Source organism: Actinomadura sp. NTSP31 (genome assembly GCF_041951385.1).
Lineage (GTDB): Bacteria > Actinomycetota > Actinomycetes > Streptosporangiales > Streptosporangiaceae > Spirillospora > Spirillospora napierensis.
In genome coordinates this window covers 1-24444 of the sequence record NZ_JBGNUT010000008.1, presented here as the reverse complement: position 1 = coordinate 24444, position 24444 = coordinate 1, and the positions used below count along the sequence as shown (strand labels likewise).

Annotated in this window: 19 protein-coding genes, 1 tRNA gene and 2 pseudogenes; 6 read left to right on the top strand and 16 right to left on the bottom strand. The window is 71.5% G+C overall.

The features are described from left to right. The first annotated feature begins 44 nt into the window (after positions 1-44). Positions 45-536 carry an inorganic diphosphatase gene (locus ACA514_RS15385; protein ID WP_344266194.1) on the top strand — a complete coding sequence of 164 codons (492 nt, stop codon included), beginning with the start codon at positions 45-47 and terminating at the stop codon, positions 534-536. A gap of 176 nt (positions 537-712) precedes the next feature. Here the strand turns inward: ACA514_RS15385 and ACA514_RS15380 are convergent, their stop codons facing one another. Both ACA514_RS15380 and ACA514_RS15375 read right to left on the bottom strand, forming a co-directional pair. Beyond that, complete coding sequence (locus ACA514_RS15380) at positions 713-1903, bottom strand: NlpC/P60 family protein (RefSeq protein ID WP_375041798.1); 1191 nt, start codon at positions 1901-1903, stop codon at positions 713-715. A gap of 159 nt (positions 1904-2062) precedes the next feature. Continuing rightward, the gene (locus ACA514_RS15375) at positions 2063-3880 is read right to left on the bottom strand and encodes an RNA polymerase sigma factor (RefSeq protein WP_375041797.1); all 1818 of its coding nucleotides are present in this window, start codon (positions 3878-3880) and stop codon (positions 2063-2065) included. Between the two features lie 235 nt (positions 3881-4115). On the opposite strand from ACA514_RS15375, the gene ACA514_RS15370 reads away from it, so the two are divergent. Both ACA514_RS15370 and ACA514_RS15365 read left to right on the top strand, forming a co-directional pair. Continuing rightward, a complete protein-coding gene (locus tag ACA514_RS15370; protein ID WP_375041796.1) occupies positions 4116-4844 on the top strand; it encodes a MerR family transcriptional regulator in 729 nt (242 codons plus the stop codon). Further along, a complete protein-coding gene (locus ACA514_RS15365) occupies positions 4841-7384 on the top strand; it encodes a VIT domain-containing protein (RefSeq protein WP_375041795.1) in 2544 nt (847 codons plus the stop codon). The genes ACA514_RS15370 and ACA514_RS15365 overlap by 4 nt, the downstream gene beginning before the upstream one ends. A 192-nt stretch (positions 7385-7576) precedes the next feature. Here the strand turns inward: ACA514_RS15365 and ACA514_RS15360 are convergent, their stop codons facing one another. Continuing rightward, positions 7577-8518: an alpha/beta fold hydrolase gene (locus ACA514_RS15360; protein WP_375041794.1), complete on the bottom strand. Its 942-nt coding sequence runs from the start codon at positions 8516-8518 to the stop codon at positions 7577-7579. Further along, positions 8515-9411: an alpha/beta fold hydrolase gene (locus ACA514_RS15355; RefSeq protein WP_375041793.1), complete on the bottom strand. Its 897-nt coding sequence runs from the start codon at positions 9409-9411 to the stop codon at positions 8515-8517. Before ACA514_RS15355 ends, ACA514_RS15360 begins: the two co-directional genes overlap by 4 nt. A gap of 98 nt (positions 9412-9509) precedes the next feature. Between ACA514_RS15355 and ACA514_RS15350 the strand changes: the two genes are divergently transcribed. Then, positions 9510-10103, top strand: coding sequence for a TetR/AcrR family transcriptional regulator (locus ACA514_RS15350; RefSeq protein ID WP_375041792.1), 594 nt, complete (start codon positions 9510-9512; stop codon positions 10101-10103). A 372-nt stretch (positions 10104-10475) separates the two neighbouring features. Here the strand turns inward: ACA514_RS15350 and ACA514_RS15345 are convergent. The 4 genes and pseudogenes from ACA514_RS15345 to ACA514_RS15330 all read right to left on the bottom strand — a co-directional run. After that, positions 10476-10655 (bottom strand): annotated as a pseudogene (locus tag ACA514_RS15345) (SRPBCC family protein); the annotation flags it as partial. Between the two features lie 130 nt (positions 10656-10785). After that, a complete protein-coding gene (locus tag ACA514_RS15340; protein ID WP_375041791.1) occupies positions 10786-11196 on the bottom strand; it encodes a hypothetical protein in 411 nt (136 codons plus the stop codon). 44 nt (positions 11197-11240) lie between these two features. Further along, the gene (locus ACA514_RS15335) at positions 11241-11843 is read right to left on the bottom strand and encodes a TetR/AcrR family transcriptional regulator (RefSeq protein WP_375041790.1); all 603 of its coding nucleotides are present in this window, start codon (positions 11841-11843) and stop codon (positions 11241-11243) included. A 142-nt stretch (positions 11844-11985) separates the two neighbouring features. Then, positions 11986-13431, bottom strand: a complete 1446-nt coding sequence (locus tag ACA514_RS15330) for an MFS transporter (protein WP_375041789.1) — start codon at positions 13429-13431, stop codon at positions 11986-11988. Positions 13432-13533: 102 nt separating this feature from the next. Here ACA514_RS15330 and ACA514_RS15325 point away from each other — a divergent pair, with 102 nt between their 5' ends. Then, entirely contained in the window at positions 13534-13917 is a 384-nt protein-coding gene (locus ACA514_RS15325) for a MarR family winged helix-turn-helix transcriptional regulator (RefSeq protein WP_375041788.1), read from the top strand. Positions 13918-14085: 168 nt separating this feature from the next. On the opposite strand, the gene ACA514_RS15320 is transcribed toward ACA514_RS15325, so the two are convergent. The 6 genes from ACA514_RS15320 to ACA514_RS15295 all read right to left on the bottom strand — a co-directional run bounded on the left by ACA514_RS15320 (position 14086) and on the right by ACA514_RS15295 (position 20151). After that, a complete protein-coding gene (locus tag ACA514_RS15320) occupies positions 14086-14229 on the bottom strand; it encodes a hypothetical protein (RefSeq protein ID WP_375041787.1) in 144 nt (47 codons plus the stop codon). A gap of 726 nt (positions 14230-14955) precedes the next feature. Continuing rightward, on the bottom strand, positions 14956-15549 hold the full coding sequence (locus ACA514_RS15315; protein ID WP_375041786.1) for a hypothetical protein: 594 nt from the start codon (positions 15547-15549) through the stop codon (positions 14956-14958). A gap of 666 nt (positions 15550-16215) precedes the next feature. Beyond that, the gene (locus tag ACA514_RS15310; protein ID WP_375041785.1) at positions 16216-17394 is read right to left on the bottom strand and encodes a hypothetical protein; all 1179 of its coding nucleotides are present in this window, start codon (positions 17392-17394) and stop codon (positions 16216-16218) included. 249 nt (positions 17395-17643) lie between these two features. After that, positions 17644-17716: transfer RNA gene (locus ACA514_RS15305), tRNA-Thr, on the bottom strand. A gap of 63 nt (positions 17717-17779) precedes the next feature. Then, entirely contained in the window at positions 17780-19306 is a 1527-nt protein-coding gene (locus ACA514_RS15300; protein WP_375041784.1) for an alpha/beta hydrolase, read from the bottom strand. Positions 19307-19350: 44 nt separating this feature from the next. Further along, entirely contained in the window at positions 19351-20151 is an 801-nt protein-coding gene (locus ACA514_RS15295; protein WP_375041783.1) for a TetR/AcrR family transcriptional regulator C-terminal domain-containing protein, read from the bottom strand. Positions 20152-20251: 100 nt separating this feature from the next. Between ACA514_RS15295 and ACA514_RS15290 the strand changes: the two genes are divergently transcribed. After that, the gene (locus ACA514_RS15290; RefSeq protein WP_375041782.1) at positions 20252-21730 is read left to right on the top strand and encodes an MDR family MFS transporter; all 1479 of its coding nucleotides are present in this window, start codon (positions 20252-20254) and stop codon (positions 21728-21730) included. Between the two features lie 298 nt (positions 21731-22028). On the opposite strand, the gene ACA514_RS15285 is transcribed toward ACA514_RS15290, so the two are convergent. Both ACA514_RS15285 and ACA514_RS15280 read right to left on the bottom strand, forming a co-directional pair. Continuing rightward, positions 22029-22466 carry a PT domain-containing protein gene (locus ACA514_RS15285; protein ID WP_375041781.1) on the bottom strand — a complete coding sequence of 146 codons (438 nt, stop codon included), beginning with the start codon at positions 22464-22466 and terminating at the stop codon, positions 22029-22031. A gap of 22 nt (positions 22467-22488) precedes the next feature. After that, positions 22489-24444 (bottom strand): annotated as a pseudogene (locus tag ACA514_RS15280) (hypothetical protein); the annotation flags it as partial.

Here is a 24444-nt window from a genome sequence, read left to right as displayed (position 1 = left end):
CCGAAAGACTATGCACTGCGACCGCGCAGGGAGCGGAGGACATCTTGGATTTCGACGTCACCATTGAGATCCCGAAGGGCCAGCGGAACAAGTACGAGGTGGACCACGAGACCGGCCGCATCCGGCTCGACCGCATGCTGTTCACCTCGACGCAGTACCCGGCCGACTACGGGTTCATCGAGGACACGCTGGGCGAGGACGGCGACCCTCTGGACGCGCTGGTGCTGCTCCAGGAGCCGACGTTCCCCGGGTGCCTCATCCGCTGCCGCGCGGTGGGGATGTTCCGGATGACCGACGAGGCCGGTGGTGACGACAAGGTCCTGTGCGTCCCGGCGACCGACCCGCGCATGGAGCACCTGCGCGACATCCACCACGTCCCCGAGTTCGACCGGCTGGAGATCCAGCACTTCTTCGAGGTCTACAAGGACCTGGAGCCCGGCAAGTCGGTCGAGGGCGCCAGCTGGGTGGGCCGGGTCGAGGCCGAGGCCGAGATCGAGCGGTCCCGCAAGCGCGAGGCCGACCGGGGCGGTCACTGACACACGTCCGGTGCGCCCGGCCGGTGAGCCGGCCCCGGATGCCGCGGAACGGCGCCGATCCGCTCCCCGCCGTACCCGCGCCAGCGCTCGCGCAGAACCCTTCCGTACGGGAGACCGTGCGGGAGGGTTCTCGCTTGCTCGAGAAGACCGTCCGGTCGCCTCCCATGACTTCGCGGTCAGCCCGCAGGGCGGGTCGCCCCGATCAGGTCGCTCCGGTGAATGCTGGAGATGCGCACGCGCGCGCCCGTGTAGGGCGCTTCCACCATCCGGCCGTTGCCGATGTAGACGCCCACGTGGTGGATGGTGCTCGGGTTCGAGGTGTCGGTGGCGAAGAACACCAGATCGCCGGGGCGGAGCCTGTCGGTGGGGACGTGCGGTCCCGACGTCCACTGGGTGCCCGTCCAGTGGTCGAGCCGGACGCCCGCCTTGCCCCACGCGTACATGGACAGGCCCGAACAGTCGAAGCCGAAGATGCCCGCTCCTTGGTCGACGCCCAGGCTTGGGCCTGCGGCAGTGCCCCCGCCCCACGAGTACGGGGTGCCGAGCCATTGCAGCGCCGCCTCCGCGACCGCCACGCCGCGCCTGGTGATGTTCGCGGTCTTCAGGCCCGCGCGGGCCTTGCCGGCCGCTTTCGCCTCTAGAGCGCGTTCCCGCGCACGCGCGAGCCGGGCCGCGCGCGCTCGGGCCTCGCCCAGCCGCTTCTCCAGCGCGCGCTTCCGGTCGGTGATCCGCTGGATGGACGCCCGCTGCCCGGCGACCGCCGTCTGAGCGAGGCGCTTGGCCTGCTCGGCGTCCCTGGTCGCCGCCGTCTGCTGCTGGAGCGCGCTCCCGGCCTGCCGCCGGAAGACGTCCGCGACCGTCTTGGACGCCTCGACATGGCGGACCATCGCGGTCCGCTGACCGGCCAGCACCTCGACCATCCCGGCCCGGTCCATGAAGCCCTGCGGCCCGCCCCGGCCGGAGATCGCGGAGGACACCTGGTCATAGCCGGTGTCGTCCTGGTAGACGCGCGCGGCGAACGCCGCCAGCTGGTCCTGCGCCTCTCCGACTTTGCGGGTCGCGTCGGCCAGCCGTCGCAGGGTGCCCTGGTAGGTCTGCTGGGACCGTTCCAGCTTGAGCCGCTCCCCGTTGTAGCGTTCCACCGCCGACTCGGCCGTCGCGTTCAGCCGGTCCAGTTCGCCGTCGGCCTGGGCGAGTTCGGCCTTCGTCCGTCCGATGTCGGCGGCGCGGTCCTTCGCCTGCTGCCTGCTCTTCTCGACGTCGTGCGCGCTCGGGACCGGCTTGCCCGCCGCGCGCTGCGCGGGGCGGGCGGACGCCGGCGGCACCAGCCAGTTGACGGCGACCGCCATTCCGGCGGAGAACGCCATCAACCGGAGGGTCGCGTTCCTGGCGGAGGAAGTGGTTCCGCGACGGTGCGGCCGTGTTGCGCTCGGTCCCATGAACACGTCCTCCCCGTGGCGTGTTTTACTTAGCGCAAATGATCACCTACGAAGCGTAGTTGAGACGGGCAACAATCGGAACGTCCGTCACGCGGGCGTCGCGTTCCCACCGGAAGAGGTCGGCGAGCCGGGGGCCGCCGAAGAGGCGGGCGGGGCCGAAGACGGCGGTGGATCGGGTTCGCCACCGGTCGGCGGTGGATCGGACGTCGTGGGCGGGGCCGGCTGCGTCGGTTCGGACGACGAAGGCGGATCCGAGCTTGGCGACGTGGACGGGCCACTGGGTCCGTCCGTTTCCGGCGGAGTCGACGGTGCGCCCGTGCCGGGCCCTGTCGGCGGCGGAGTGGGGTCAGTGCCCTCACCCGGAGTGCCCTCGCCCGGAGTGCCCGGCGCGGCGGCGCGCCAGGTGACGCACACCTCGATGCCACCGGGCCGGAACCTGATGCCGCCCTCTCCGCGCGAGCGCGATTGGCGGGAGACGTGCACGGCGACGGTCACGGCCTGCCCGGTCTCGAGTCGTCCCGAGGTCCGATCCAGCCGCAGCGCGCCCCAGGTCTCGGCCTTCCACGACACGGGGCCGCCCACCGCCTGCAGTTCCACGGAGCCGTCCGCCCCTCCGGCCATGTCCAGGTACATCGGCGAGACCGCGAGCGCCCCCGACGGGTTCTCCGACGACGGGAGAGGGCCGCTCGGCACCGGCGCGGGAGGCGATGCGTACAGGGCCGTGGGCGGCGCGGAAGAACCCAGCGCCCCTAGCGGAAATGTGGCGGACACGGGTGCGACGTCCACGACGCCATTTCGGCCCGCTGCCCCCGAATGGCCGTCCGGCACCGGCTTCTGCGAGAGACCGGGGATGGCGCTCGGACGGGGCTGCGCGAGAGTTCCGGCCGGACCCGCGTCCTCGGACGTGCTGAAGAGCCCCCGCACAATGGCGATCCCACCTCCGAAGAGAATCGCCACGATGACGAGTACGGCAAAGGCACGCGCGGCTTGCGCGGCCAGTCCGTCCGGCGGTAATACGCCGCGTTCGCCCCGCGGCCGCCGTCGCGGTGAGAGCCGCCTCTTAGGACGAGGCGCACGCAGGGTCCCTGTGGGCTGCCCCGGCTGTACAGGGAAGCCCGCCGGCGTGAACTCGGTGACGCGAGTGGCGACGAACAGCCGGTAGCCGACGAGCTCGGGGTCCATGAAGCAGTTCATCACCCGCAGTTGCAGCTCGTCGGGCGGGTCCGCGTCGGGGAGGAGCCCGTACACCTTGGCCGCCGACACGCTACGCGGCCGGAACGCGCCGCATGTGGAGCACTCGTGAGCATGCTCCATGAGCCGTTCGCTCAGTTCCGGGGTGAGATCGCCATGCCGCTCACGCAGCAGCCGGGCGCGTTCGGCACAGCCGTACGGCCCCTGTTTGGCCAGGATGTCGGCCGTCAGCGCCGCTTCCAGCCCGGTGTGCGCGCGTTCAAGGGTCGCCTCGGCCTCCTTGGCCGGGACGTCCAGGATCGCGGCGAGGTCGGGAATCGACATCTGGTGCCGCACCCGCAACTCGAGGATCTCCCTGGAGGCGGCCGGCAGCGCCGCCACCGCCTCCCATGCCGTGATCCTCTGGTCGACGTCCTCCTGGTCGTGGCTGGCGACCGGCAGATCGGGCGGACGTTCCTCGGCCGGCGACCGCCGGATGCACTCCTGCCGGGCGATGGCGTACAGCCACGGGCCGAACCGGTCCGGGTCCCGCAGCTTGTCGATGTGCGCCTCCGCGACGACGAAGGTGTCCCGCAGTGCGACCTGTGCGGCGTCACGGTCCCGCAACTGGAACCAGCAGTAGGCGTAGAGCCGATCGGCATAGGCGGCGTACATGTCGGCCGGGGCACCGGCATCGCGCTCGCGCAGCGCCTCGACCAGGAGATGGTCGTTCATACCGGAAAAGGTAAAGCCTCCCGAAGGTGTTTACTGGCAATTTCAAGAGATCGAACCCGGCGACCGAACTCAATTCTTCCGCTTATTTGAACGCTTTTCCCGAGTGTTGTCATTAGCGGTTTTGGAGGGGGTTCGTCCGATCTTCTGGTGGCGCGTCCGGTCACGGTCGGCGGCACGGCAAGCGCGGGCCTCGCCGATTTGACAGTGTCATCGTGACAGTGTCATCATCGGATCCATGGACGGTACCTGGACGATCGGCGAACTCGCGGAGCGCGCCGCCGCGGCTCTCGCCGCCGGCGCATCCGCGCAGGTCAACGGCCGGGTCCGCGATCTGCCCAACGAGCGGCTGATCCGCTGGTACACCACCATCGGACTGGTCGACCCGCCCGCGGGCCGGCGGGGCCGCACCGCGCTGTACGGCCCGCGCCACCTCCTCCAGCTCGTCGCGGTCAAGCGGCGGCAGGCGGCGGGCCGCTCGATAGCCGAGATCCAGCTTGAACTCGCCGCCGCGACCGACGCCACACTGGAACGGATCGCCGCCCTCCCGCCCGAGGCGACCGATCCGGAAACCGCCGTGCCCGCACCCGCTCCGGCAGCGGCCGGCGCCGAGTCCGATACCGCTACAGAGACCGCGCACGCCGGATCGTCCACCAGGGCCTCCGACGGGGCCGACGGGGACACACCGCCCAAGGAACGCTTCTGGAGCGCGCGTCCCGATGTGTCGTTCGGCCGCGCCGCCGTGGCCGGCGACTACTCCCTGCCCCTCCCGCCGGTGGTGCAAGGCGTCCGCCTCGCCCCCGACCTCACCCTGCTGCTGGAGGCCGGCGCGCTCAGCGCGGAGGACCTCCGCGCCATCGAGTCCGCCGCACGGCCGCTGCTCGACGTCCTGGCCGCACGAGGGCTCATCGCCTCCCCCGCAGACTCCGTCCGCCCGCCCGCCGACCCTCCCCGGAGGCCGCAATGACCGTCCGCATCCTGCCGCTGCCCGAGCCAGAGACGCCGCCGGCCCCCGGCGGCGGGCTCGGCGCACTGACCACCGACCGCGGCAACCTGCCGCTCGACTCCGTCGGCGTGCACGCCTCGATCGCGGGGCTCGCCGCCGCCGTCGAGGTCGTCCAGGGCTTCCGCAACCCGTTCGACGTCCCCCTGGAGGCGACCTACGTCTTCCCGCTCCCCGACCGCGCCGCGGTGACCGCACTGCGCATGGAGGCGGACGACCGGGTCATCGAGGGAACGCTCAAGGAACGCGGCCAGGCCCGTCAGGACTACAGCGCCGCCATCGCGGCCGGCAAGCGCGCCGCCATCGCCGAAGAGGACCGCCCGGACGTGTTCACCATGCAGGTGGGCAACATCCTGCCGGGCGAACGCGTCACGATCCGGCTCGCGCTCACCCAGCCGCTGCCGCACGAATCCTCCTCGACGGCCACGTTCCGCTTCCCGCTCGTGGTCGCGCCCCGCTACATCCCGGGGATCCCGCTGGGCGAGGAGGCCGCGGGGGCCGGCGTGGCCGAGGACACCGACGCGGTACCGGACGCGTCCCGGATCAGCCCGCCCGTGCTGCTGCCCGGGTTCCCCAACCCGGTGCGGCTGTCGGTCACCGTCGACATCGACCCGTCCGGGCTGCCGCTCACCGAGATCCGCTCGGCCCTGCACGTGGTGGCGGAGGACGGCGAAGGCGAGCGCACCACGGTCCGGCTCCGGCCCGGCGAGCGCCTCGACCGAGACTTCGTCCTCCGGTTGGGGTTCGCCCCGCAGGAGAGCGCGGCCCTGTCACTGGCTCCCGACGAGACCGGTGACGAAGGGACCTTCAGCCTGACCGTCCTTCCCTCCGGGGACGTCCGGCCGCGCCCCCGCGACGTGGTCCTCGTCCTCGACCGCTCGGGCAGCATGCAAGGCTGGAAGATGGTCGCCGCCCGGCGCGCCGCCGCGCGGATCGCCGACACGCTCCGCGGCGAGGACCGCTTCACCGTCCTGTCCTTCGACAGCGTCATCGAGCGCCCCCGCGATCTCGGCACCGGCCTCGTGCCGGGCACGGACCGCAACCGGTTCCGCGCGGTCGAGCACCTCGCCGCGCTGGAGGCCCGCGGCGGCACCGAGATGCTCACCCCGCTCGACGAGGCCTGCACCCTGCTCGCGGACCCGGGCCGCGACCGGGTGCTCGTCCTCATCACCGACGGGCAGGTCGGCAACGAGGACCAGATCCTCGCCCATCTGGCCCCGCGGCTGCGCGGCGTGCGCGTCCACACCGTCGGCATCGACCGCGCGGTGAACGCGGGCTTCCTCAACCGGCTGGCCGCGATCGGTGAGGGCCGCTGCGAACTGGTCGAGTCCGAGGACCGCCTCGACGAGGCCATGGAGCACATCCACCACCGCATCGGCGCGCCCGTCGCCACGGGCCTCACCCTGCACGCCGACGGCCTGGAGATCGTCCCCGGTTCGGTGGCGCCCACCCGCCTCGGCGCCCTCTTCCCGGGGGTCCCGCTCGTGATCACGGGCCGCTTCCGGGGCGCGCCCCAGGGGTCGGTCACCGTCCAGGGCGCGGCCTCCGACGGGACCGCCTGGCGGCAGCAGGCGGCCGGGACGATCACCCGGAACCCCGCCGCCACATCGATCTGGGCGCGCGCACACCTGCGCGACCTCGAAGACCGCTACACCATCGGCGGACCCCCGGACCTCGAACACCGCATCGTCAGCACCTCGCTGCGGTTCGGTGTCCTGTGCCGCTTCACCGCCTTCGTCGCCGTGGACAGCCGGGTCGTTTCCGAGTCCGGCGCACCGCACCAGGTCGTCCAGCCCGTGGAGACACCGGACGGTTGGGCCGCGTCCACACCCGCGGCGGCGTACGGGGCCGCGAGCCCGCTCATGGCCGCGCCGCCTCCCCCGCCCGCTGGCCCTCCCCCGTCCACCTTCGCGCCCCCTGCTTCGAGCGCCGCGCCCATGCCGGCCGCCCCGGGCAGCGTTCCTCGAAGCAGGCGTTCCGTCGCCGGCGCCCCGACTCCCGGCAGCCCACCCGCCCCGCATGTCTCTCCGCCGGCAAGCGGACGCCCTGCCGCCTTCGACGATCACGACGACTGCGACGTGCCCGACTTCCTCCGCGACTCTGCACCGCCCACGGCCGGCGCCACTCCCGCATACGGCTCGCCAGGCCACCCCCCAACGCCCGACCTCGACCCCTACAAGCAGGAACTGGCACGCCTGCTGGAGTCGCTGCGCACGAGTCCGGATGACACCGACCACCGCATCGGCCGACTGCGGCAAGAGGTGCTCCCGGCGCTGACGTCCGTCGTCGAACGCATGAGAACGCATCTCGCCCCCGACACCGAGGACCTCCGCACGCTGGACTCGCTTCGCCACGCCCTGCTCCGCATCACGCCCCAGAGCCCGAAGCAGGAGGTCGACGCCCTTTGGACCCGCACAGTGCAATCCCTCGGCGAGTTCATCGGCGAGCCCACCGAGCCCACCGAGCCCCCGACCCGCCGCCCCTTCTGGAAACGCAGCAGGTGATCTCGTGGGGCAGGTCCCCGGCCTGCCCCACGAACCCAACAAGCATGCGACCGGCCTGTTCCATGGGCCCGAGGCCGTGCCTGCCCGGCCCTGACCCCGCAGCCAGCGGAGAGCAGGTCACCGGCCTGCGGGACTGTCTGTCACCACCGGCTACGAGACAGACCGATCTTTCGGACAGTCCCCGGCCTCCCGTTAGCTCGACGCCGCGTTGGCTGTCGGGTGGTGCTGGTGCGCCGCTGGGCGGGGTTCGGCTGGGGATGGTCGTAGGGAATTGATCGCCAGGAATCTCAGGACTCGTTGTGCGACCTCGCTGGGGTTCTCTGCGGCCGGGAAGTGTCCGACGTCTTCGAGGAGTTCAACGCGCAGGTCGGCGGCGCGACTGCCGAAGCCGGCCATCTGCCCGGTGGGCAGGATCGGGTCCTTATCGCCCGACAGGACGAGCGTGGGGAGGGTCAGCCGCGCCCAGCGGTACCGGCCCGCCAGCAGCGACGGGATCTCCCGCAGCAGCAGGTTCCGGTAGTAGCGGACGGTGGCGCGCACCCGCGCGGGCTCCTGGAACTGGGCCAGGAAGACCCCCTGGTCCTCGGGCGTCAGCGCGGCGGGGCGGTGTGGCCAGTGGCGCAGCGCCCAGCGCGGTATCACCGAGCCCGCCAGACGGTGGCCCGCGGCGTTGGCGGCGATGTGCCACAACCGGCGCCCGTTCAGCAGGACCCGCGGCGTCGGCCGCAGGAAGGGGTTCGCGGTGTTGATCGCGACGAAGTGCCTGACGCGGTCGGGGAACCGGAGCGCGAGGACGTATCCGGCGGCTCCGCCCCAGTCATGTCCGACCAGGTCGAAGGCCCGCACGCCGAGCCGGTCGAGCAGGCCGATCACGTCGTCGGCCATCGCGGCAGGGCTGTAGCCCTTGGGTGGTGCGGCGGTCCAGCCCAGGCCGCGCAGGTCCGGGCAGATGACCCGGTGGTGCTCGGCGAGCGGGCCGATGAGGTGCCGCCACTGCCACCAGTGCTGGGGCCAGCCGTGCAGCAGAACGATCGGTTCGCCCCGTCCGGCCAGGGCCACGTGCATGCGCAGGCCGTCCACGTCGACGAACCGGTGCTCGACGCCGTCCAGCTCGGGAAGGGGCCGGTCGTTCACCGGGCGGCCCGTTGCGGGACGAACCCGGCGATCGCGGACGCCAGGCGGTCGGGCTGGTCCTCGGGCGAGAAGGTGCGCGCCCCGGGGATCCATTCGAGCCGGGCGTCGGGGAAGTCGGCGGCGAGCCGCTCGGCGTGGGCGGCGGGGAAGAAGCGGTCCCGTTCGGACCAGGCGACGAGTACCGGCGAGGTGAAGGCCCCGAACCGCTTCGCGGCGGCGAGGGTGTGCCGCGGGTCCAGGCCGCGCAGCACCCGGAGCAGGTCGTCGCGGACGCCGCGGTGCAGGCAGGCGGGCAGGACGTAGGAGTCGGTCACCATGCGCGGCAGCGGGCGGCGGGCCAGCCATCCGTAGGCGATCGGCAGCCGGCGTAGCGCCGGAAGGAACCGCAGGCTGGTGAGCAGCGCCCCGGTTGCTCCGGGGGTGCGCGCCGCGAGCTTGAGATAGCCGAAGAATCCGGGTGGGAAGTTGTCGTAGGCGTCGCAGGAGGTGAGCACGAGCCGGCCGGTCAGTTCGGGCCGGGTCGTCGCGACGATCTGGCAGACGGCGCCGCCGCTGTCGTTGCCGACCAGCGTGACCGGCCCGAGGTCCAGGGACTCGATCGCGCCGGCGACCATGGCGGCCAGGCCCGGCGGGGTGAGGTCGGCGCCGGGCGTCGGCACGGTGTGGGCGCCGAACGGCAGGTCCAGCGTCACGCAGTGGTAGCGGTCCGAAAGCCGCGCCACGACCCGGCGCCAGAGGTTGGCGTTGGCCAGCACGCCGTGGACGAACACCACGGGCTCACCCTCGCCCGCCTCGAACACCGCGATCCGCCCGCCCGGCACCTCGATCTCGCGCCGCGTGCCCAGGTCCGCGTCGCGCCACCACGCTCGGGTGGCGGCCTGTACGTCGTTCATGTCCACGTCCCTTGTCGAGAGAATGCGTATGGAAGCGAAGATAACAAACAGGCTGCCTGTTTTAAAGGGCGGCCGGTGCACCCCTGGAGAGGCGAGCGATGAGCCGGCAGGCCGAGAAGTCCGAAGCGACCCGCGCCCACCTGATCGCGGCGGCGCGCGCGCTGTTCGCCGAGCGCGGCTACGCGGCGGTCGGCACCCCGGAGATCGTCGGCCGGGCCGGCAGCTCGCGGGGCGCCATGTATCACCACTTCAAGGACAAGAAGGACCTGTTCCGGGCCGTGTACGAGCAACTCCAGCAGGAGCTGATCGAGGAGATCTCCGCGGAGATCGACGGCCTGGGCGGCACCGACCCGATGGCCGCCCTCGAAGGCGGGGTGCGGACCTACCTGCGCTCCTGCGTCGAATCGGACACGGCCCGCATCGGCCTGGTCGAGGCGCCGTCGGTGCTCGGCTGGGCCGAGTGGCGGGAGATCGACCAGCGGTACGCCCTCGGCGTGGTGACCGCAGGACTGGAACTGGGACGGGCGGCCGGGCTGCTGCGCGACGACGTCCCGCTCCGGACGCTCGCCCACGTGGTCCTCGCCGGTCTGGGCGAGGCCGGGCTGCTCATCGCCGCCGCCGACGACCCCGAAGCCGCCCGCGCCGAGGCCGAGCCCGCCGTCCTCGCCCTCCTGGACGGCCTGCGCCGCTGACCCCCGAGAACGCCGCTGACCTCTCGAGAACTTCGCGCGCCTGTGGAGGACGGGGTGGTTCGCACCGTGGCTCCCAACAGAGTGGAGTGGCCGCCCGGTCACCAGGCCGACGGCGGCGGCCGCAGTGGCCGCCGTGCCGTGGGATTGGTCGCGTCCGCAGGTCCATCGCGTAGTGCCGTCGTGGCCGCGGGCCGGGACGAGCCACTGGTCGCCGCCCGGAACGTGCAGGCCGCGCGGCACGTGCGAACCGCCGGGCAGCCAGGTCAGGGCGGCCAGGGCCGCGGTCGCCGGGCAGGAGTCGAGGCCGAAGTAGGTGAGCACCCGGACGCCCAGGTCGTGGGTGAGGGTTGCTGGGTGACCCGTGCAGGTCGTTGGCCAGCGGCGCGGACCGCGCCGGTTCGTCCCTCTGAAGCGGACGCCGACGGCCGGGCCGGGCGCCGGAGCGATCCATCGGCAGCGGGTCGTCTTCGGACTCCATCGCCCCGTTTGGGCCACCTCGTTGACCAACGCGTACAACGCCTCGGGGGAAGCGGCGATGGTCCGCTCGACCACGACGGACGTGCCGTGCGTCCCGCCGTCGCGTCCGGCCTTGCGTCGAGTGGGCCGTGGGTGCTCGTGGTGTCCGCCAATCCCTTGAACGACGGGCGCGCATGGTGCCGCCGCCCGGCCGCACGGAAGCCGTCTAGTGGTGGGGGACGTCGAACAGCAGGCCTGTAAGCCGTTTCTCGGCCTGGCGCCAGATCAGCCGGCGGTCGAGACGCTCGGCCGCCCAGGTGGTGTTGATGAGCATTCCGGCGTCGCGGAAGTCGCGCATGATCCGCCGATGCCCCGGCGAGTGGACGAAACTCAGCAGGTCGTCCGGCTCCCGCCAGACCGAGACGGAGATCTGTCGCCGTCCGTCGCCGGTCGCGGCGAACCACAGTCCGAGCGCGCCCTCCGTCTCCGGCCAGGCGCGGCGGAACCGCATCCCGGCCCTCGCCACGCGGGGAACGTCGCGGAACCGGTGCACCAGGTAGTCGTTCATGCTGACATGCACCCGGCCGTCGACCTCCGCAGCGTCCCCGTTCTTCCAGACCCGCACGAACCGTGTCATGGCGCCACGATACGACCGTATTTTGTCCGATACAACTGTATCGGTCAGGTGGACAGGGCCCGGCGGTACAGCTCGGTGGTCGCGGTGTTCCACCGGTGCAGCTGGTCAGGGTCGAAGAAGGGCCCGGGAAGATGCCGGCTGATCGCCGGCTCGAAGAACACGCAGGCCAGGTTGAACACCACCACGTGGAGAGCGGCCCAGTCCCGGTCCGTGTCGGTCCGCAGCCGTCCGTCGCGGTCGAGCGGCGCGAGCCAGCCGGTGCGCGCGATCTCGATCAGCGCGTCGAAGATCTTCGCCGCCTCCTCGTCCCCCTCGGCGAGCGCCCGCGCCAGGTACCGCAGCGCTACCGCGTTGTCGCGGACCCACGCCGTCACGGTGTCGCCCATCGCACCCCACGCCGCCTCGCCGTCACCGTCCCGGACGAGGTCGCGGAAGGTCTCCACGGCAACCGCGATCACGTACTCGTTGACGGCTTCGCGCAGCCGCGCCTTGGTGCCGAAATGGTGCTGCACCAGGCCCGGGGACAACCCGGCCGCGGCGGCGACGTCACGGATCGACGTCGCGGCGACGCCCCTGTCGGCGAACCCCTGCAACGCGGCGTTCCGGATGCGCGCGTAGGTACTGAGATCCGATGGTTGAGCAGGCACCTGCGAGTCACTCACGTTCGGAGAGCTAACCACAGCCGTCCCTCTCGTCGGCGCGTACGGGCAGGAGGGACGGGGCAGCGGAAGGGCGGCCTCCCGGTCGGGAGGCCGCCCTTATGGTCCGGCCGCGGCCGGCGGGGCGAGGTCAGGCGTGCTTCCCGCGGGTCACGCGGAGCAGCGGGATCAGGTTCAGCGCCAGGCCGACCACGGCGACGCCGCTCACCAGGTTGACGCCCGGGTGGAACTCGGCGAAGTCACTGCCGCCCGTGCCGCCGGCGACCAGGGCGGTCACCACCGCGAGCACCAGGGCGGCACCGACCTGGCCGGACGTCTGCACCAGCCCGGAGGCCAGGCCCTGCTCGGAGTCCTCGATGCCGTCGGTGGCCTGGGCCATGATCGAGCTGAAGCCGAAGGCGAAGCCGCCGCCCAGCAGGAGCATCGTCGGCAGGACGGTGAAGGCGTAGTGCGGGGTGTTCCCGGCGGTGGCCAGGAACCACACGTAGCCGAGGCTCAGCGAGGTCATGGAGCTGATGATCAGCCGCGGCGTCCCGTAGCGGTCGATGAGCCGGCCGACGAACGGGGAGCCGAAGGCGACGATCAGCCCGGCGGGCAGCAGCGCCATGGCCATCTTGAGCGGTGACCAGTGCAGGACGTCCTGCAGGTAGAGGGTCATCATGAACTGGAAGCTCAGGTAGGAGCCGAAGAGCGCGACGATGCTGAGGTTGGCGCGGACGATCGAGCCGATCTTCAGGATGCCGAGCCGGATCAGCGGGTGCCGCACCTTGTTCTCGGTGACGACGAAGCCGATCAGCAGGGCGGCGGCGAGCGCGATGGAGCCGAGCGTGACCGGGTCGAGCCACCCGCGGTCCGGTGCCGAGACGACGGTGTAGACCGCGAGCAGCATGCCGCCGGTCAGCGTGACGGCGCCGACGAGGTCGTGGCCGCCGTCGGCCGCGGGCTTGTCGCGCGGGATCAGGGCGATGCCCGCGGCCAGCGCGACAAGGGCGAGCGGAACGGGGGTCAGGAACGTCCAGCGCCATCCGAAGCTGGTGAGCAGCCCGCCCAGGATCAGCCCGGAGGAGTAGCCGCTCGCGCCGAAGACCGAGAAGACCGACAGCGCCCGGTTGCGCGCGCGCCCCTCGTGGAAGGTGGTGGTCAGGATGGACAGGGCGGTCGGCGCGGTGAACGCGGCGGCCAGGCCCTTGACGAAACGGGTGACGATGAGCAGCGTCCCGTCGCTGACCAGGCCGCCCACCAGCGACGCGATGGCGAACACGGCCAGCGCGGTGAGGAAGACCCGGCGGCGGCCGAGGAGGTCGGCGGTGCGTCCGCCCAAGAGCAGCAGGCTGCCGTAGCCGAGCACGTACCCGTTGACGATCCACTGCAGCGAAGTGGTGGACAGGCCGAGCTCGGTCCCGATCGACGGAAGCGCGACGCCGACCATGGAGACGTCTAGTCCGTCGAGGAACAGCACGGCGCACAGGACCGCGAGGACTCCCCACAGCCGGGGAGTCCAGGCCTGTTCGGCCGGCGCGCTCGCGGCGGCCGGCCCGCGGACGGCGGAGGCAGGTGAGGTGTCGGTGATAGTCACGTCGCAGGACAGTACATGCACATGCATCCAATGTCCAAGCATAAATTTCGTCGGAACTTAATGTGAGTGCATCTGATGCGCCTGCATGCTAAGATGCGCGGCATGGAGTCGGAAGCGGCCCTGGTGGGCCGGTGGCGGACGCTCGCGACCTGCTACAACACGGTCGCCTGCGATCTCGACCGCACGCTGCAGGAGGCCCACGGCCTGAGCATGAGCGAGTTCGAGACGCTCGACAGGCTCGTCGAGGCCGACTGTGAAAAGCGCCGCATGCAGGAGATCGCCGCGGCGATGTACCTCAGCCAGAGCGCGCTGTCCCGGACGGTCGCCCGGCTGGAGAAGAACGGCCTGGTCGAGCGCGGGCTGTGCGAGTCCGACCGGCGCGGCGTCTTCGTCGAGGTCACCGAGGCCGGCCGCGAACGGCACGCCGAGGCGCACAAGACCCACATCGAGGTCCTCGCCAAGCACCTCCCCGCCCCCGTCTCCTGACGCGGACCTGATCAACCGCAGGCCGCGCCGCCTCCCGCCGAAGGCCGGACCTGGCGCGACTCGTAGGCGATGACGACCAACTGGACGCGGTCGCGCGCGTCGAGCTCGGCGAGCAGCCGTGCGACGAGCGCCTTGACCGTGGCCGGGTTGATGACGGGACGCGGCCTGCTAGCCGCTTCTGGACGGGCTGCGAACTCTGGCGGCCGCCCTGAGCGAACCATAGACGTACTCGTCGCCGTCGAACGTGGCCAGCATCAGCACGTGCGCGGTCGTGATCGAGTGGGTCACCTCGATGCTGTCCATGTCGGACACCCGGATGTCCATTACGACCACGTCGGGACCGGGTACGGCATCGTCGGGATGTGGGAGCGGGTCGCCCTGCTGCGCGGCGAGGTCACCGTCGGCCCGCGCCCGGGGCGGGTTCCGCGAGGCGGCGCCTATCCGGTGCCAGCGGTGGTGACATGACGATCGGCATGATTTCAAGGCCGGAACGACAACGCCCAGCGCTTCATGCGAAGCACTTTTCTCTCCCGGCCCGAACAAAGCCGGGACTGTGCGACGGACAGGTGCACCAGGGGGCTGGTTTACCCGATTCCGAATAATCGCATAGCGCCTTTGGTGGGTTCTGTCCGCCGCCATCCGCGCCAGGCGGACCCGGGCAAAGTTCTGCTCCTTTTCACCTCGAGCAGCAACATCTCGAACCATGCCGAGCCCGTGTCCCGTAGACCGTGATCAGCTCGCTCACTCGGCTCGAATTATCCGGATAGAGAAAACATACTTCTCAACATACGAGCGTGGTGCTCAGTCTCCTGTCGAACGATCGAGAGGAGCGCGACGTTGGCCTCCTGCGCGGGCGCACGATTTCATTGCAAGCTCGCCGCTGGACCGCCGATGGACGAGGTCCCAGTCCAAGCGGCGGCCGAACGCGTCTACCGCCGTTGGCGCGGGCCTCGGTGAGCCAGCACTGTACACGGCTCATCAGGCGAAACGCAGCTACGACCTACAGCCGCAGATCGCTAGGCGAGCTCTGTTAGCTCATCAGGTTCCGGTGACCTTTGTGTAGTCGTTCCAGATGTATCCTTGAATGCCAGTGCAGCAGTCCGAGTGCCACCACAGGTTTCCAGCACTGTTCACACATCGCTTGTCGACGCGGAAGAGCTGACCGTACTTCCACGTGGCTATGACCCTGGACGACCCCGAATAGCTGCTGTGCACCGGAGCCGTGCCGGAGATGACTCCCCTCATATGCGGCGTCCAGTTCGTGCATCCGGCCATGATTCCGGCACCCCCCTCGCTCGCCGCTGCGCTCGGAATGACAAGCACGGCAGGAGCCACGACCACGGTAAACGCTGCCGCCGCAATGGACAGGACTCGATTGCCCGTCATTCGCATTTCGAGCTCCCTTCGGGGGATCTTGGTTGAGCTGATCATGTGCCCGCCATGATCGATTGTCAATACCCGTTGAAGGTTCATTCCAATGGTTTGGCCCGCCCGCCGCGACGAAAGACGTCCGGGGAGGGTCTCCCCAGCCGGCCGCGGCAGCGCGTCGAGGCGATCATCGGGACGTTCAAGCGCCGGCTCGGCCTGGAACACCACGGCGACCGAGAGCCCCCACGGTCCGTATGCCCGCATCGTGCGGCGGCTGCCGGCCTCAACGCCGTGATCTGGCACAACGGGCTGGTCGGTGCCCCGGTCAAACGCTCGTTGATCCCTCTCTCACTGAGGTGATTTCAACCCGTTCTGCGCGAGGCGATGCCGATCGCCCCGTGCATGGCCTACGTCATCCCGGACGGCGCCCTGGCACCGATCGACCGGCTGTACGGCAGCCCGTGCGGGCCGGTGAAGAACTCGATGTTCATGCCGTGCTGGTGATGCTGGCGGCTCGACCCATGAGGGGCCGCCGGCTCGGCAAACGCAAGAAGCTGTTCAACCGGCGCCACTCCCAGGTCCGCACGCTGGGCCCGCGCAGCGGCGCCGGCCTTGTGATCCGAACGGCCAGATTCGGCAACGTCCATCATCTGATCCGTTGCAAGATCAGGACCATCCAGAGATGTCCCCACAGGTCCCCTGACCAGCGCGGCAACTCCCGCTCGTCCACATCCGTCCCGGAGGGTGCGCCCCCGCGAGCGGCGAGACGGTGCGACAAACCGCTTCGCGCCCGTTCAGCCAACTGAACACGGCCTCGTGTCGTTGGGGGCGAGTCCGGGGTAGACGCGTTCGGGGAGGGTGGCCACGCGCCATCCCTCGGCCGCTGCCGGTTCGTGGTTAGGGATGCGGTCGATGAGGGCGGACAGAATTTCAGGATGGAGGCTTCGGTAGACGGGCTGGGCTTCCGGGTCCGCCGACGGCCGGTCCGGTCGGCCAGAGGTCGGTGAGGTCGGTCGGGGTGAGCGGGGCTTGGTATGCGGCGTGGAGTACCTCCCGGATCACCTTGGCGTCGGCGTCGGCGAGGGCGGTGAACCAGTCGAATCCGGCCGGGTAGGCCCACATGTAGGAGCGGTGTTCGGGGCTGGTGCCCCGGTCGGTGAGGTAGCCCGCGATGGTCTCCTCGGTCATCCACGGAACGGCGGCGCGGAGGTGGTCGGCGCAGTCGACGGCGGCTGTGCCGTGGTTGATGGCGCGGTGGATCTGGGCGAGGACGAGTTGGGTGTAGTGAGCCAGGCGGACGCGGGTGATCAGGACCTTGTCCTCGGGGAGGAGGAACAGGGGCCATGCCTGGGCGAGTCCTTCGAGCATCACCTGTTGCGGGGCGTGGATGCTGAGCAGACGGACCCAGGGCACGTCTTCAGCGGCGGCCTGGGCGGTGAGGCTGGCGCTCTGGAGGCCGTGGCCGAGTACCTCGTGCAGGGCGAACTGGCGGGCGCCGGTCTGGGTGAAGTGCACGTCGTGCAGGTTGAGACGGAGGTGAACCTGGTCGCCGGCGCCGTCCAGCCAGTACGCCCAGTAGGCGTCCACTTCGGTGGTCTCGATGGTGAGCGTGTAGGGGGCGGTGCTGCCGGTGGCTTCGCGGACGGCGGGCTCCAGCTCCTCGGCGGCCTGGCGGATGGCGTCGGGGGCTTCGCTGACGTCCAAGAGCCCTTCGACGTGGCTGAGTTCGGTGTTGGTGCGGGCGCCCCAGGAGATGCCGAGATCGGCCAGTGCGGTGCGGGCCTGGTCGGCGCGGCTGGCTATGTACCCCTCGGGCCATCCGGCCGTGCCGCATCCTTGGGTCTTGCGGACGTAGTCGGCGAACGGCGGGTGCTCACCGAGCAGGGCACCCAGGTAGGCCAGATCGGCGTCAAGGCGGATCGCCAGGGGGCCGGTGGCGGCGGTGCGGAGTTCTGCGAGCCTGCGGTAGACGGTGAGCCGGTCGGGCGCGGGCTCAGGTTCCGGGCCGCCGGGGTGGCAGTCGAAATCGATGACGGGCGATGCGCCGCGGGCGATCTCGTAGGCGTTCCACGCGCGGAGTACGTTCTCGATCTCGTCACGCAGACTCATGCGGTACGTCCCATCGCGGTGTGAGGACCTGGTTCGGACGCAGGTAGTAGGGCGGCCACGTGGCGGCCGCTCGACTTGGACACGCTGACGCGGCGACCACGCTTCGGGTCTGCGCGCACGTGGTCCGGTCGGGGGGTGGGTGCTGCGGACGTGTTCGCGCGGGCCATGAACAGAGCGGCGTAGACGCTGCTGTTAGCGAGCCTGTTAGCAAAAGGCCCCTTCCGAGAACGGAAGGGGCCTTGATGCGCGAGCCGCCTATCGGAATCGAACCGATGACCTATTCATTACGAGTGAATCGCTCTGCCGACTGAGCTAAGGCGGCGCGCCGTGCGGACACGGCTGCGAGAAGTCTACCGGGTCCGCAGGGGTGGATGCGCACTGGTTATCAGTGGCAGAGCGTCCCGTCCTTCGGCGGCTTCGTCGTGAGCAGGTAGCTGTCGGTGGCCTCGGTGATGCAGGCGTTGCCCTGCAGGTAGGCGGTGTGGCCGTCGCCGTCCAGGGAGAGGAGGACGCCGGAGTCGAGCTGCTTGGCGAGGCTCTGCGCCCACTTGTAGGGGGTGGCGGGGTCGCGGAGGGTGCCGATCACGACGATGGGGCCGGACCCCTTGGCGTGCACGGGCTGCGGCTGCTGCTTGGGCTGGACGGGCCAGTAGACGCAGGGCAGGCCGCCCCAGACGACGAAGGAGCCGAAGTGGGGCGCGGACTTCTTCGCCTGGTCGACGGCCTTGCTGTAGGCGGCGAGGGACGGCGGGTTGGGCTTGTCGACGCAGTTGACGGCCATGTTGGCGTCCGTCTGGTTGCTGTAGGAGCCGTCCGGTTTGCGCTCGACCATCTGGTCGGCGAGCGTCAGGAGGAGGGTCCCGTCGCCCTTCTGGATGGCCTGGGTGAGGGCCTGGCGCAGCACCGGCCAGTAGTCCTTGAGGTACAGGGCCGTGGCGATGCCCATGACGGCGAGGGCTTCGGTGACCTTCCGGGAGTCCCGGGTGTTCGTCAGCGGGGTCTTGTCCGTTTTGGCCATGAACGCGGTGAGGTTCTTCTCGGCCTCACTCGCCGACGTGCCCAGCGGGCACCCGGCGGACTTCACGCAGTCGTCCGCGAACGCGCGGAAGGCCGTCTCGAAGCCCTTGGACTGCTCGACCAGGGTGCCGGTGGAGGATTCCTTCGGGTCCACGGCGCCGTCCAGCACGAGGGCGCGGACGTTCTTCGGGAACTCCTCCGCGTAGATGGCGCCGAGGTAGGTGCCGTAGGACGCGCCGTAGTAGGTGAACTTGGTGTCGCCTACGGCGGCGCGGAGGATGTCCATGTCGTGGGCCGCGTCCTTGGTGCCCACGTAGGGCAGTTCCGCGGACGCCTTGGCCTTGCAGTTGCCCGCGAACTGCTCGCTCAGCCCGGCGAAGGCGTCGACCTCCTGCTTGTCGTCCGGCGAGGAGTCGGCGGCGAAGAACTTGTCGAGCTGGGGTCCGGTGTTGCAGCGGACGGGGTCGCTGGCGCCGACGCCGCGCGGGTCGAAGCCCACGATGTCGAAGCGCTTGCGCAGGTCGGCACCGAAGCTGGAGGCCGCCTGGCGGACGAAGTCGACACCGGAACCGCCCGGGCCGCCGGGGTTGGTGAACAGTGAGCCGATCCGGGCGGACTTGTCCTGGGCGGGGAGCCGGATCATGGAGATCCCGACCTTCTCACCGGACGGCTTGGCGTAGTCGAGCGGGACCTGGGCGGTCGCGCACTGGAAGCCGCCGCCGCAGCTCTTCCAGGCCGGTTTCTGCCCGTAGAAGGCGCCGAGCCCGGACGGGGCGGTGCCCGGCGATGTGGCGGCCGTCGCCTCCTTGCCCCCGCCGCCGCCCCCGCCGCTGCATCCGGTCGCCGCCGCCAGCGTCGCCGCCATGGCCACGCCGATGTATCTCGCTGCCCGCACCTGGACCCCGTCTCGTCGTAGCGGCACGTACCCCGGCGCCTACGCTACGTCGGAGCGGTGGCCGAAGGCCACTTCCCCCGATGACCGTGTTCGATGCCGTCGAGCAGCCATTTGAGGCCTAGGTCGAAATCCTCCTGGTTGTAGAGCCCGGAGTCGAAGACGGCGCTGAGATAGGGGAATTCGCCGCTTTCCAGGAGCTTGCGGATGTAGGCCTGCTCGAGCACGCTCTGCTGCGGCTCGCCCGGCGCCGTCGTCCCCATCTCGCGGATCCGCTGTTCGCGGAGGACGAAACCGAGCATGTAGTGGTCGACGGTCGTGACGATGGCCAGCATCTCCCGGGGATCGTCGGTGAGCCTGGCCGCGGCGGCCATCGACTGCTCGGAATGCCGCAGCCCGTTCGGCCCGATGCGCGGCGACCGGCCGGCCAGCTCGAACATCCACGGATGCCGGAGGCCGGTGGCGCGCTCCTTCCGGGTGATCTCGACCATCGCCTCGCGCCAGTCGTCCGGCAGCCCGCCCTCGACCAGGACCTCCTCCGCGACCACGTCGTACATCAGGTCGAAGAGGTCCTCCTTGGCGTCGATGTGCGTGTAGAGGCTCATCGCCCGCACGCCCAGCTCGGACGCGACGCGCCGGATGGAGACCGCGTCCAGCCCCTCGGCGTCGGCGATCTCGATCGCCTTGTCGACGATCGCCTCGCGCGTCAGCTTCGGACGGCGGCCGCCGCGCGGACGTGCCCAGACGTCGTTGGGCCTGGCCCGCTCGCGGCGCTCGGACCGTTCGCGCTCGTCCGGCTCGCGGCGCCCGGCCGCCTCGTGACCCGGCTGATCACTGCTTTCTGCCACGTCGACGATCCTAACCGAGACGGCGTATCGATACGGTGTACAGATTGAGCGAGACGGTGTACGGTGTTGCCGATACGGCGTACGGAAACTGGAGGAAGACATGCTCACGACTCGGAAGGCGCCACCGGACGCGCCGGCGGGGATCGACCCCCACCTGCGAAAACTCGCGATCGTCGTCGTGCTCGGCGTGATCATGACGGTCCTCGACAGCACCATCGTCAACGTCGCGGTCACCGCCCTCGGCCAGGACTTCGACACCTCGCTGTCGACGATCCAGTGGGTGGTGACGGGCTACACGCTGGCGCTGTCCATGGCGATCCCGATGACCGGCTGGTCGGTGCGGCGGTTCGGCGCCCGGACGATGTGGCTGGTGTCGCTCGGCCTGTTCATCGGCGGTTCGCTGCTGTGCGGGCTCGCCTGGTCGGTGCCGTCCCTCATCGTGTTCCGGATCCTGCAGGGGCTGGGCGGCGGGATGCTGATGCCCGTCGGCCAGACGATGCTCGCCAAGGAGGCCGGCCCCGGCCGCATGGGCCGGGTGATGAGCATCGTCTCGGTTCCCGCGATGCTCGCCCCGGTGCTCGGCCCGCTGCTGGGCGGCGCGATCGTCGACCACCTGAGCTGGCGCTGGATGTTCTACGTCAACATCCCGCTGTGCGCCGCGGCGCTGCTGGCGGCCGTCCGGACGCTCCCGCGCGACACCGAGCGCGACCCGGACGCGCGACTCGACGTCACCGGCATCCTCCTGCTGTCGCCCGGACTGGCCGCCCTGGTGTACGGGCTGTCGGAGGCCGGGAACGGCGCGAGCCTCACCGGGGGCCGGTTCCTCGCCGGCGTCGCCGGCGGAGCCGCACTCGTGGTCGCGTTCGGGGTGCACGCGCTCCGCAAGGGCGATGGAGCCCTCATCGAGCTGCGTCACCTGCGCACCCGCGCGTTCACCACCGCCACGGGCGGATTCTTCCTGTACAGCGCGTCCGTCTTCGGACTGATGATCCTCATCCCGCTGTTCGCCCGGATCGTCCGCGGCGAGTCCGCGCTGGACTCGGGCTGGCTGCTGGCCCCGATGGGCGTCGGCGCGATGATCACCATGTCGGTGGCCGGGCGGCTGGTCGACCGGTTCGGCGGGCGCTGGATCGCCGCGGCCGGCGTGCTGCTCGTCCTGCTCGGCGCCCTCGTCCTGACCACGCTCGACCCCGCCACCGGACGGGCCGTCATCATGGGCGCGATGCTCGTCGTCGGCCTCGGGCACGGCATGATCGCGCCGTCCCTGATGGCGGCGAGCTACCAGGGGCTCCCCCGCCAGGCGGTGGGGGCGGCGACCACGGGCGCGAACATCCTGATCCGCGTGGGCAGTTCGTTCGGCACCGCGTTGATGGCCGTCGTGCTGCAGATCGCCATCAGGGACGAAATCCCCGGCGCGAGCGGCAACCTCGGTGAGGCCGCGGCCCAGCACACCGCCCAAACGCCCGCGCTGCTGACCAGCGCCTTCACTGAGACCTTCTGGTGGACGGCCGCGATCCTGCTGGCCGCTCTGCTGCCCATCCTGGCCGTCCCGCGCAAGACGCAGGCGGCCGAGTCATGAGGTTCTCCATCCAGCCGCGCGGACAGTCCAGGACGCCGTGCACCGCGCCGTGGACTTGCCTGATCGTGACGGGCGCCGACGAGATGGCCGCGGCGCCGACCGGGGTGCGCACGCACGTCCCGTGCACCGGGAGGCGAAGCGCGAAGAAGGGCGGTGGGGCCCGCGGAGGTGGACGGGCCCCACCGGCGCGCATCGCCGCAGGGGTTTGCGAGCGCGCGTTTCATATGGCCGGTTCGCGCTACCTCCAGGTCCGGACCAGCGTTCCGACCTCCGGCCGGGCCCGTGGCCCGGCGGATGGTCAGGAGGCGGGGGCGCCGCCGTTCTGACCGCCGTTCCCGTTGCCGCCGGGCGGGCCGCCGTTGCCGCCCCGGCCGCCCTGCGGAGCCAGCGAGGCGCAGGCCTGCATGGCCTTCTGCTGCGCGGCCGAGCGCGTGGGACGGTTGGACGGAGCGCCCGACGGGCGACCGGTGGGCGCACCGCTGGGACGGCCGGAAGGGGCACCGCTGGGACGGCCCGTGGGCGCGCCGCTCGGGCGGTTGCCGCGGTTCGGCAACGTGACGCCCTGTTTCTCCAGGCAGGCACGGTAGGCCGACATCTGGTCCGTGCCGGCGCTCTTGGTGGAACTCGCGTTCGCCTTGCCGTCGCCGCTGCCGCCGCCCCCGCAGGCCGCGCTGAGCAGCAGCGTCCCGGTGACGGCGAGACCGCCGAGCAACCGGCCCGCGCTCGACTTGTTCATCGTCATCGTCTCCTCATCGTGGTCAGCGGCCGGAGCCCTGGTTGACGGTGGTCGCGGTGACCGAGCCGTCCTTTCCGGTGGTGCCGCGCACGACGACCGTGACGCCGGAACCGAGGTCGCCGAGCTTGCCGTCCTTGGTGATGCTGATCTTGGTGCTGCCGCTCGTCTTGACCTTCACGGTCTTGCCGTCCGAGGTACGGAGGTAGAGGGTGTTGCCGACGATCTTGGTGACGGTGCCGGCGGTCATGCCGCCTCCGCCGAACCCGCCGCCGAAACCCCCGCCGGGCCCTGCGCCGGGCCCCTCGCCGCCGCCCGTCCCGCCGCGCCCGCCCTGCTCGGTGCCCGACCCGCCGGCTCCCGCCTGTCCGGGGAAGCCGCCGCCGTAGCCGCCGGAGACGCGCCCGCCCGTCCGGCCGTAGCCACCTGCCGCGGCGGGGCCGCCCCCCGGCGAACCGGAGTCGTCGGACTTCCATTTCTCCGCCTGCACGCCGCCGAGAAATCCCGCGACGAGTACGATCCCGGCGCCCAGGTAGAGGGTCGGCCCCGGCAGCGACCGCTTCTTCGGCCGCGCCGTGAGCTCGGCGTCGAGGTCGCCGTCGAACGGGGAACTCGACAGGAGTTCGGCGTCGCCCATGGGCCGTCCTGACTCCTGGCCCGGTCCCGGGGGCAGGCCTGCCCCGCCGTCCTGCCCCGGCAGCGGGTCCTGGTGCGGTCCGAGGTCCTCGCCCGGTCCCGCGCTAGCCCACGGCCGGGCGTGCGCCCCCGGCCCGGACGATCCGGACGCGCCCGGCAAGCCCGCGGCGTCCGGCGCGCTTGGGGCGCCCGCAGTGCCGGGCGCACCCGCAGTACTTGCTGCGCCCGCGACGCCCGGGGTGCCTGCGGTGCCCGGGGTGTCCGGGACGCCTGGGTCGAGGTTCCGTCCATCGTGTCCTGCAACGCTCATCCGCGCCTCCTCTCGGTCAAAGCCCGACAACGACCACTGCTGTTCGCCCCCGCCCGCTGGGCCGTACGCGCCGAGGGGCGACGTCGCCGCACCGGCGCCTCCCGCGACCGACCGGTCGCCCGGCTCGGCCGTTGCCCCCGGGAGCGCCGCCTCACCGTCGGCGCGATCGGGAAGCGTCGAGCCCGGATCGCCCCCGGCGAAACCTGCTCCGGGCGCGCCCGGGTGCGGCGCACCGCTGCCCGGCGACGCAACACCCGGCAGGCCGGAGAACTGCGAGCCGGAGGCTTGCTGGTCCGAGCGTGGGTCGTCGTCGGTGTTCGGCGGCACGTCGTCCCACGGGCCGGAGGACTGCGGGCCGGAGGACTGCGCGTCCGGGCGCGGGGCGGCGTTCGGTGGCGCGGCGCGCGGCGGGCCGGAGGACTGCAGGGCCGGGTGCGGGACGGCGGCGTTCGGCCGCACGGCGCCCTGCGGACCGGAGGCCCGCGCGTCCGGGTGCGGGACGGCGGCGTTCGGCCGCACGGCGGCCCACGGGCCGGAGGACTGCGAGCCGGAGGGCTGCTCGTTCGAGCCCGGGGCGGCGGCGTTCGGCCGCGCGGCGCCCTGCGAGCCGGAGACCTGCACGTCCGGGTGCGGGACGGCGGCGTTCGGCCGCGCGGCGCCCCACGGACCAGAAGCCCGCGCGTCCGGGCGTGGGGCGGCGGTGTTCGGCGGCGCGGCGGCCCACGGGCCGGAGGACTGCGAGCCGGAGGGCTGCTCGTTCGAGCCCGGGGCGGCGGCGTTCGGCCGCGCGGCGCCCTGCGAGCCGGAGACCTGCACGTCCGGGTGCGGGACGGCGGCGTTCGGCCGCGCGGCGCCCCACGGACCAGAAGCCCGCGCGTCCGGGCGTGGGGCGGCGGTGTTCGGCGGCGCGGCGGCCCACGGGCCGGAGGACTGCGGGCCGGAGGGCTGCTCGTTCGAGCCCGGGGCGGCGGCGTTCGGCCGCGCGGCGCCCTGCGAGCCGGAGACCTGCACGTCCGGGTGCGGGACGGCGGCGTT

What these genes read in the sequence shown, in the direction of transcription:
- ACA514_RS15350 (WP_375041792.1), top strand. Translation starts at nt 9,510, where the DNA reads ATGAGCCGGCAGGCCGAGAAGTCCGAAGCGACCCGCGCCCACCTGATC.
- ACA514_RS15285 (WP_375041781.1), bottom strand. Translation starts at nt 22,466, where the DNA reads ATGAACAAGTCGAGCGCGGGCCGGTTGCTCGGCGGTCTCGCCGTCACC.
- ACA514_RS15325 (WP_375041788.1), top strand. Translation starts at nt 13,534, where the DNA reads ATGGAGTCGGAAGCGGCCCTGGTGGGCCGGTGGCGGACGCTCGCGACC.
- ACA514_RS15375 (WP_375041797.1), bottom strand. Translation starts at nt 3,880, where the DNA reads ATGAACGACCATCTCCTGGTCGAGGCGCTGCGCGAGCGCGATGCCGGT.
- ACA514_RS15315 (WP_375041786.1), bottom strand. Translation starts at nt 15,549, where the DNA reads ATGCGGGCATACGGACCGTGGGGGCTCTCGGTCGCCGTGGTGTTCCAG.
- ACA514_RS15310 (WP_375041785.1), bottom strand. Translation starts at nt 17,394, where the DNA reads ATGAGTCTGCGTGACGAGATCGAGAACGTACTCCGCGCGTGGAACGCC.
- ACA514_RS15365 (WP_375041795.1), top strand. Translation starts at nt 4,841, where the DNA reads ATGACCGTCCGCATCCTGCCGCTGCCCGAGCCAGAGACGCCGCCGGCC.
- ACA514_RS15340 (WP_375041791.1), bottom strand. Translation starts at nt 11,196, where the DNA reads ATGACACGGTTCGTGCGGGTCTGGAAGAACGGGGACGCTGCGGAGGTC.
- ACA514_RS15290 (WP_375041782.1), top strand. Translation starts at nt 20,252, where the DNA reads ATGCTCACGACTCGGAAGGCGCCACCGGACGCGCCGGCGGGGATCGAC.
- ACA514_RS15370 (WP_375041796.1), top strand. Translation starts at nt 4,116, where the DNA reads ATGGACGGTACCTGGACGATCGGCGAACTCGCGGAGCGCGCCGCCGCG.
- ACA514_RS15355 (WP_375041793.1), bottom strand. Translation starts at nt 9,411, where the DNA reads ATGAACGACGTACAGGCCGCCACCCGAGCGTGGTGGCGCGACGCGGAC.
- ACA514_RS15380 (WP_375041798.1), bottom strand. Translation starts at nt 1,903, where the DNA reads ATGGCGTTCTCCGCCGGAATGGCGGTCGCCGTCAACTGGCTGGTGCCG.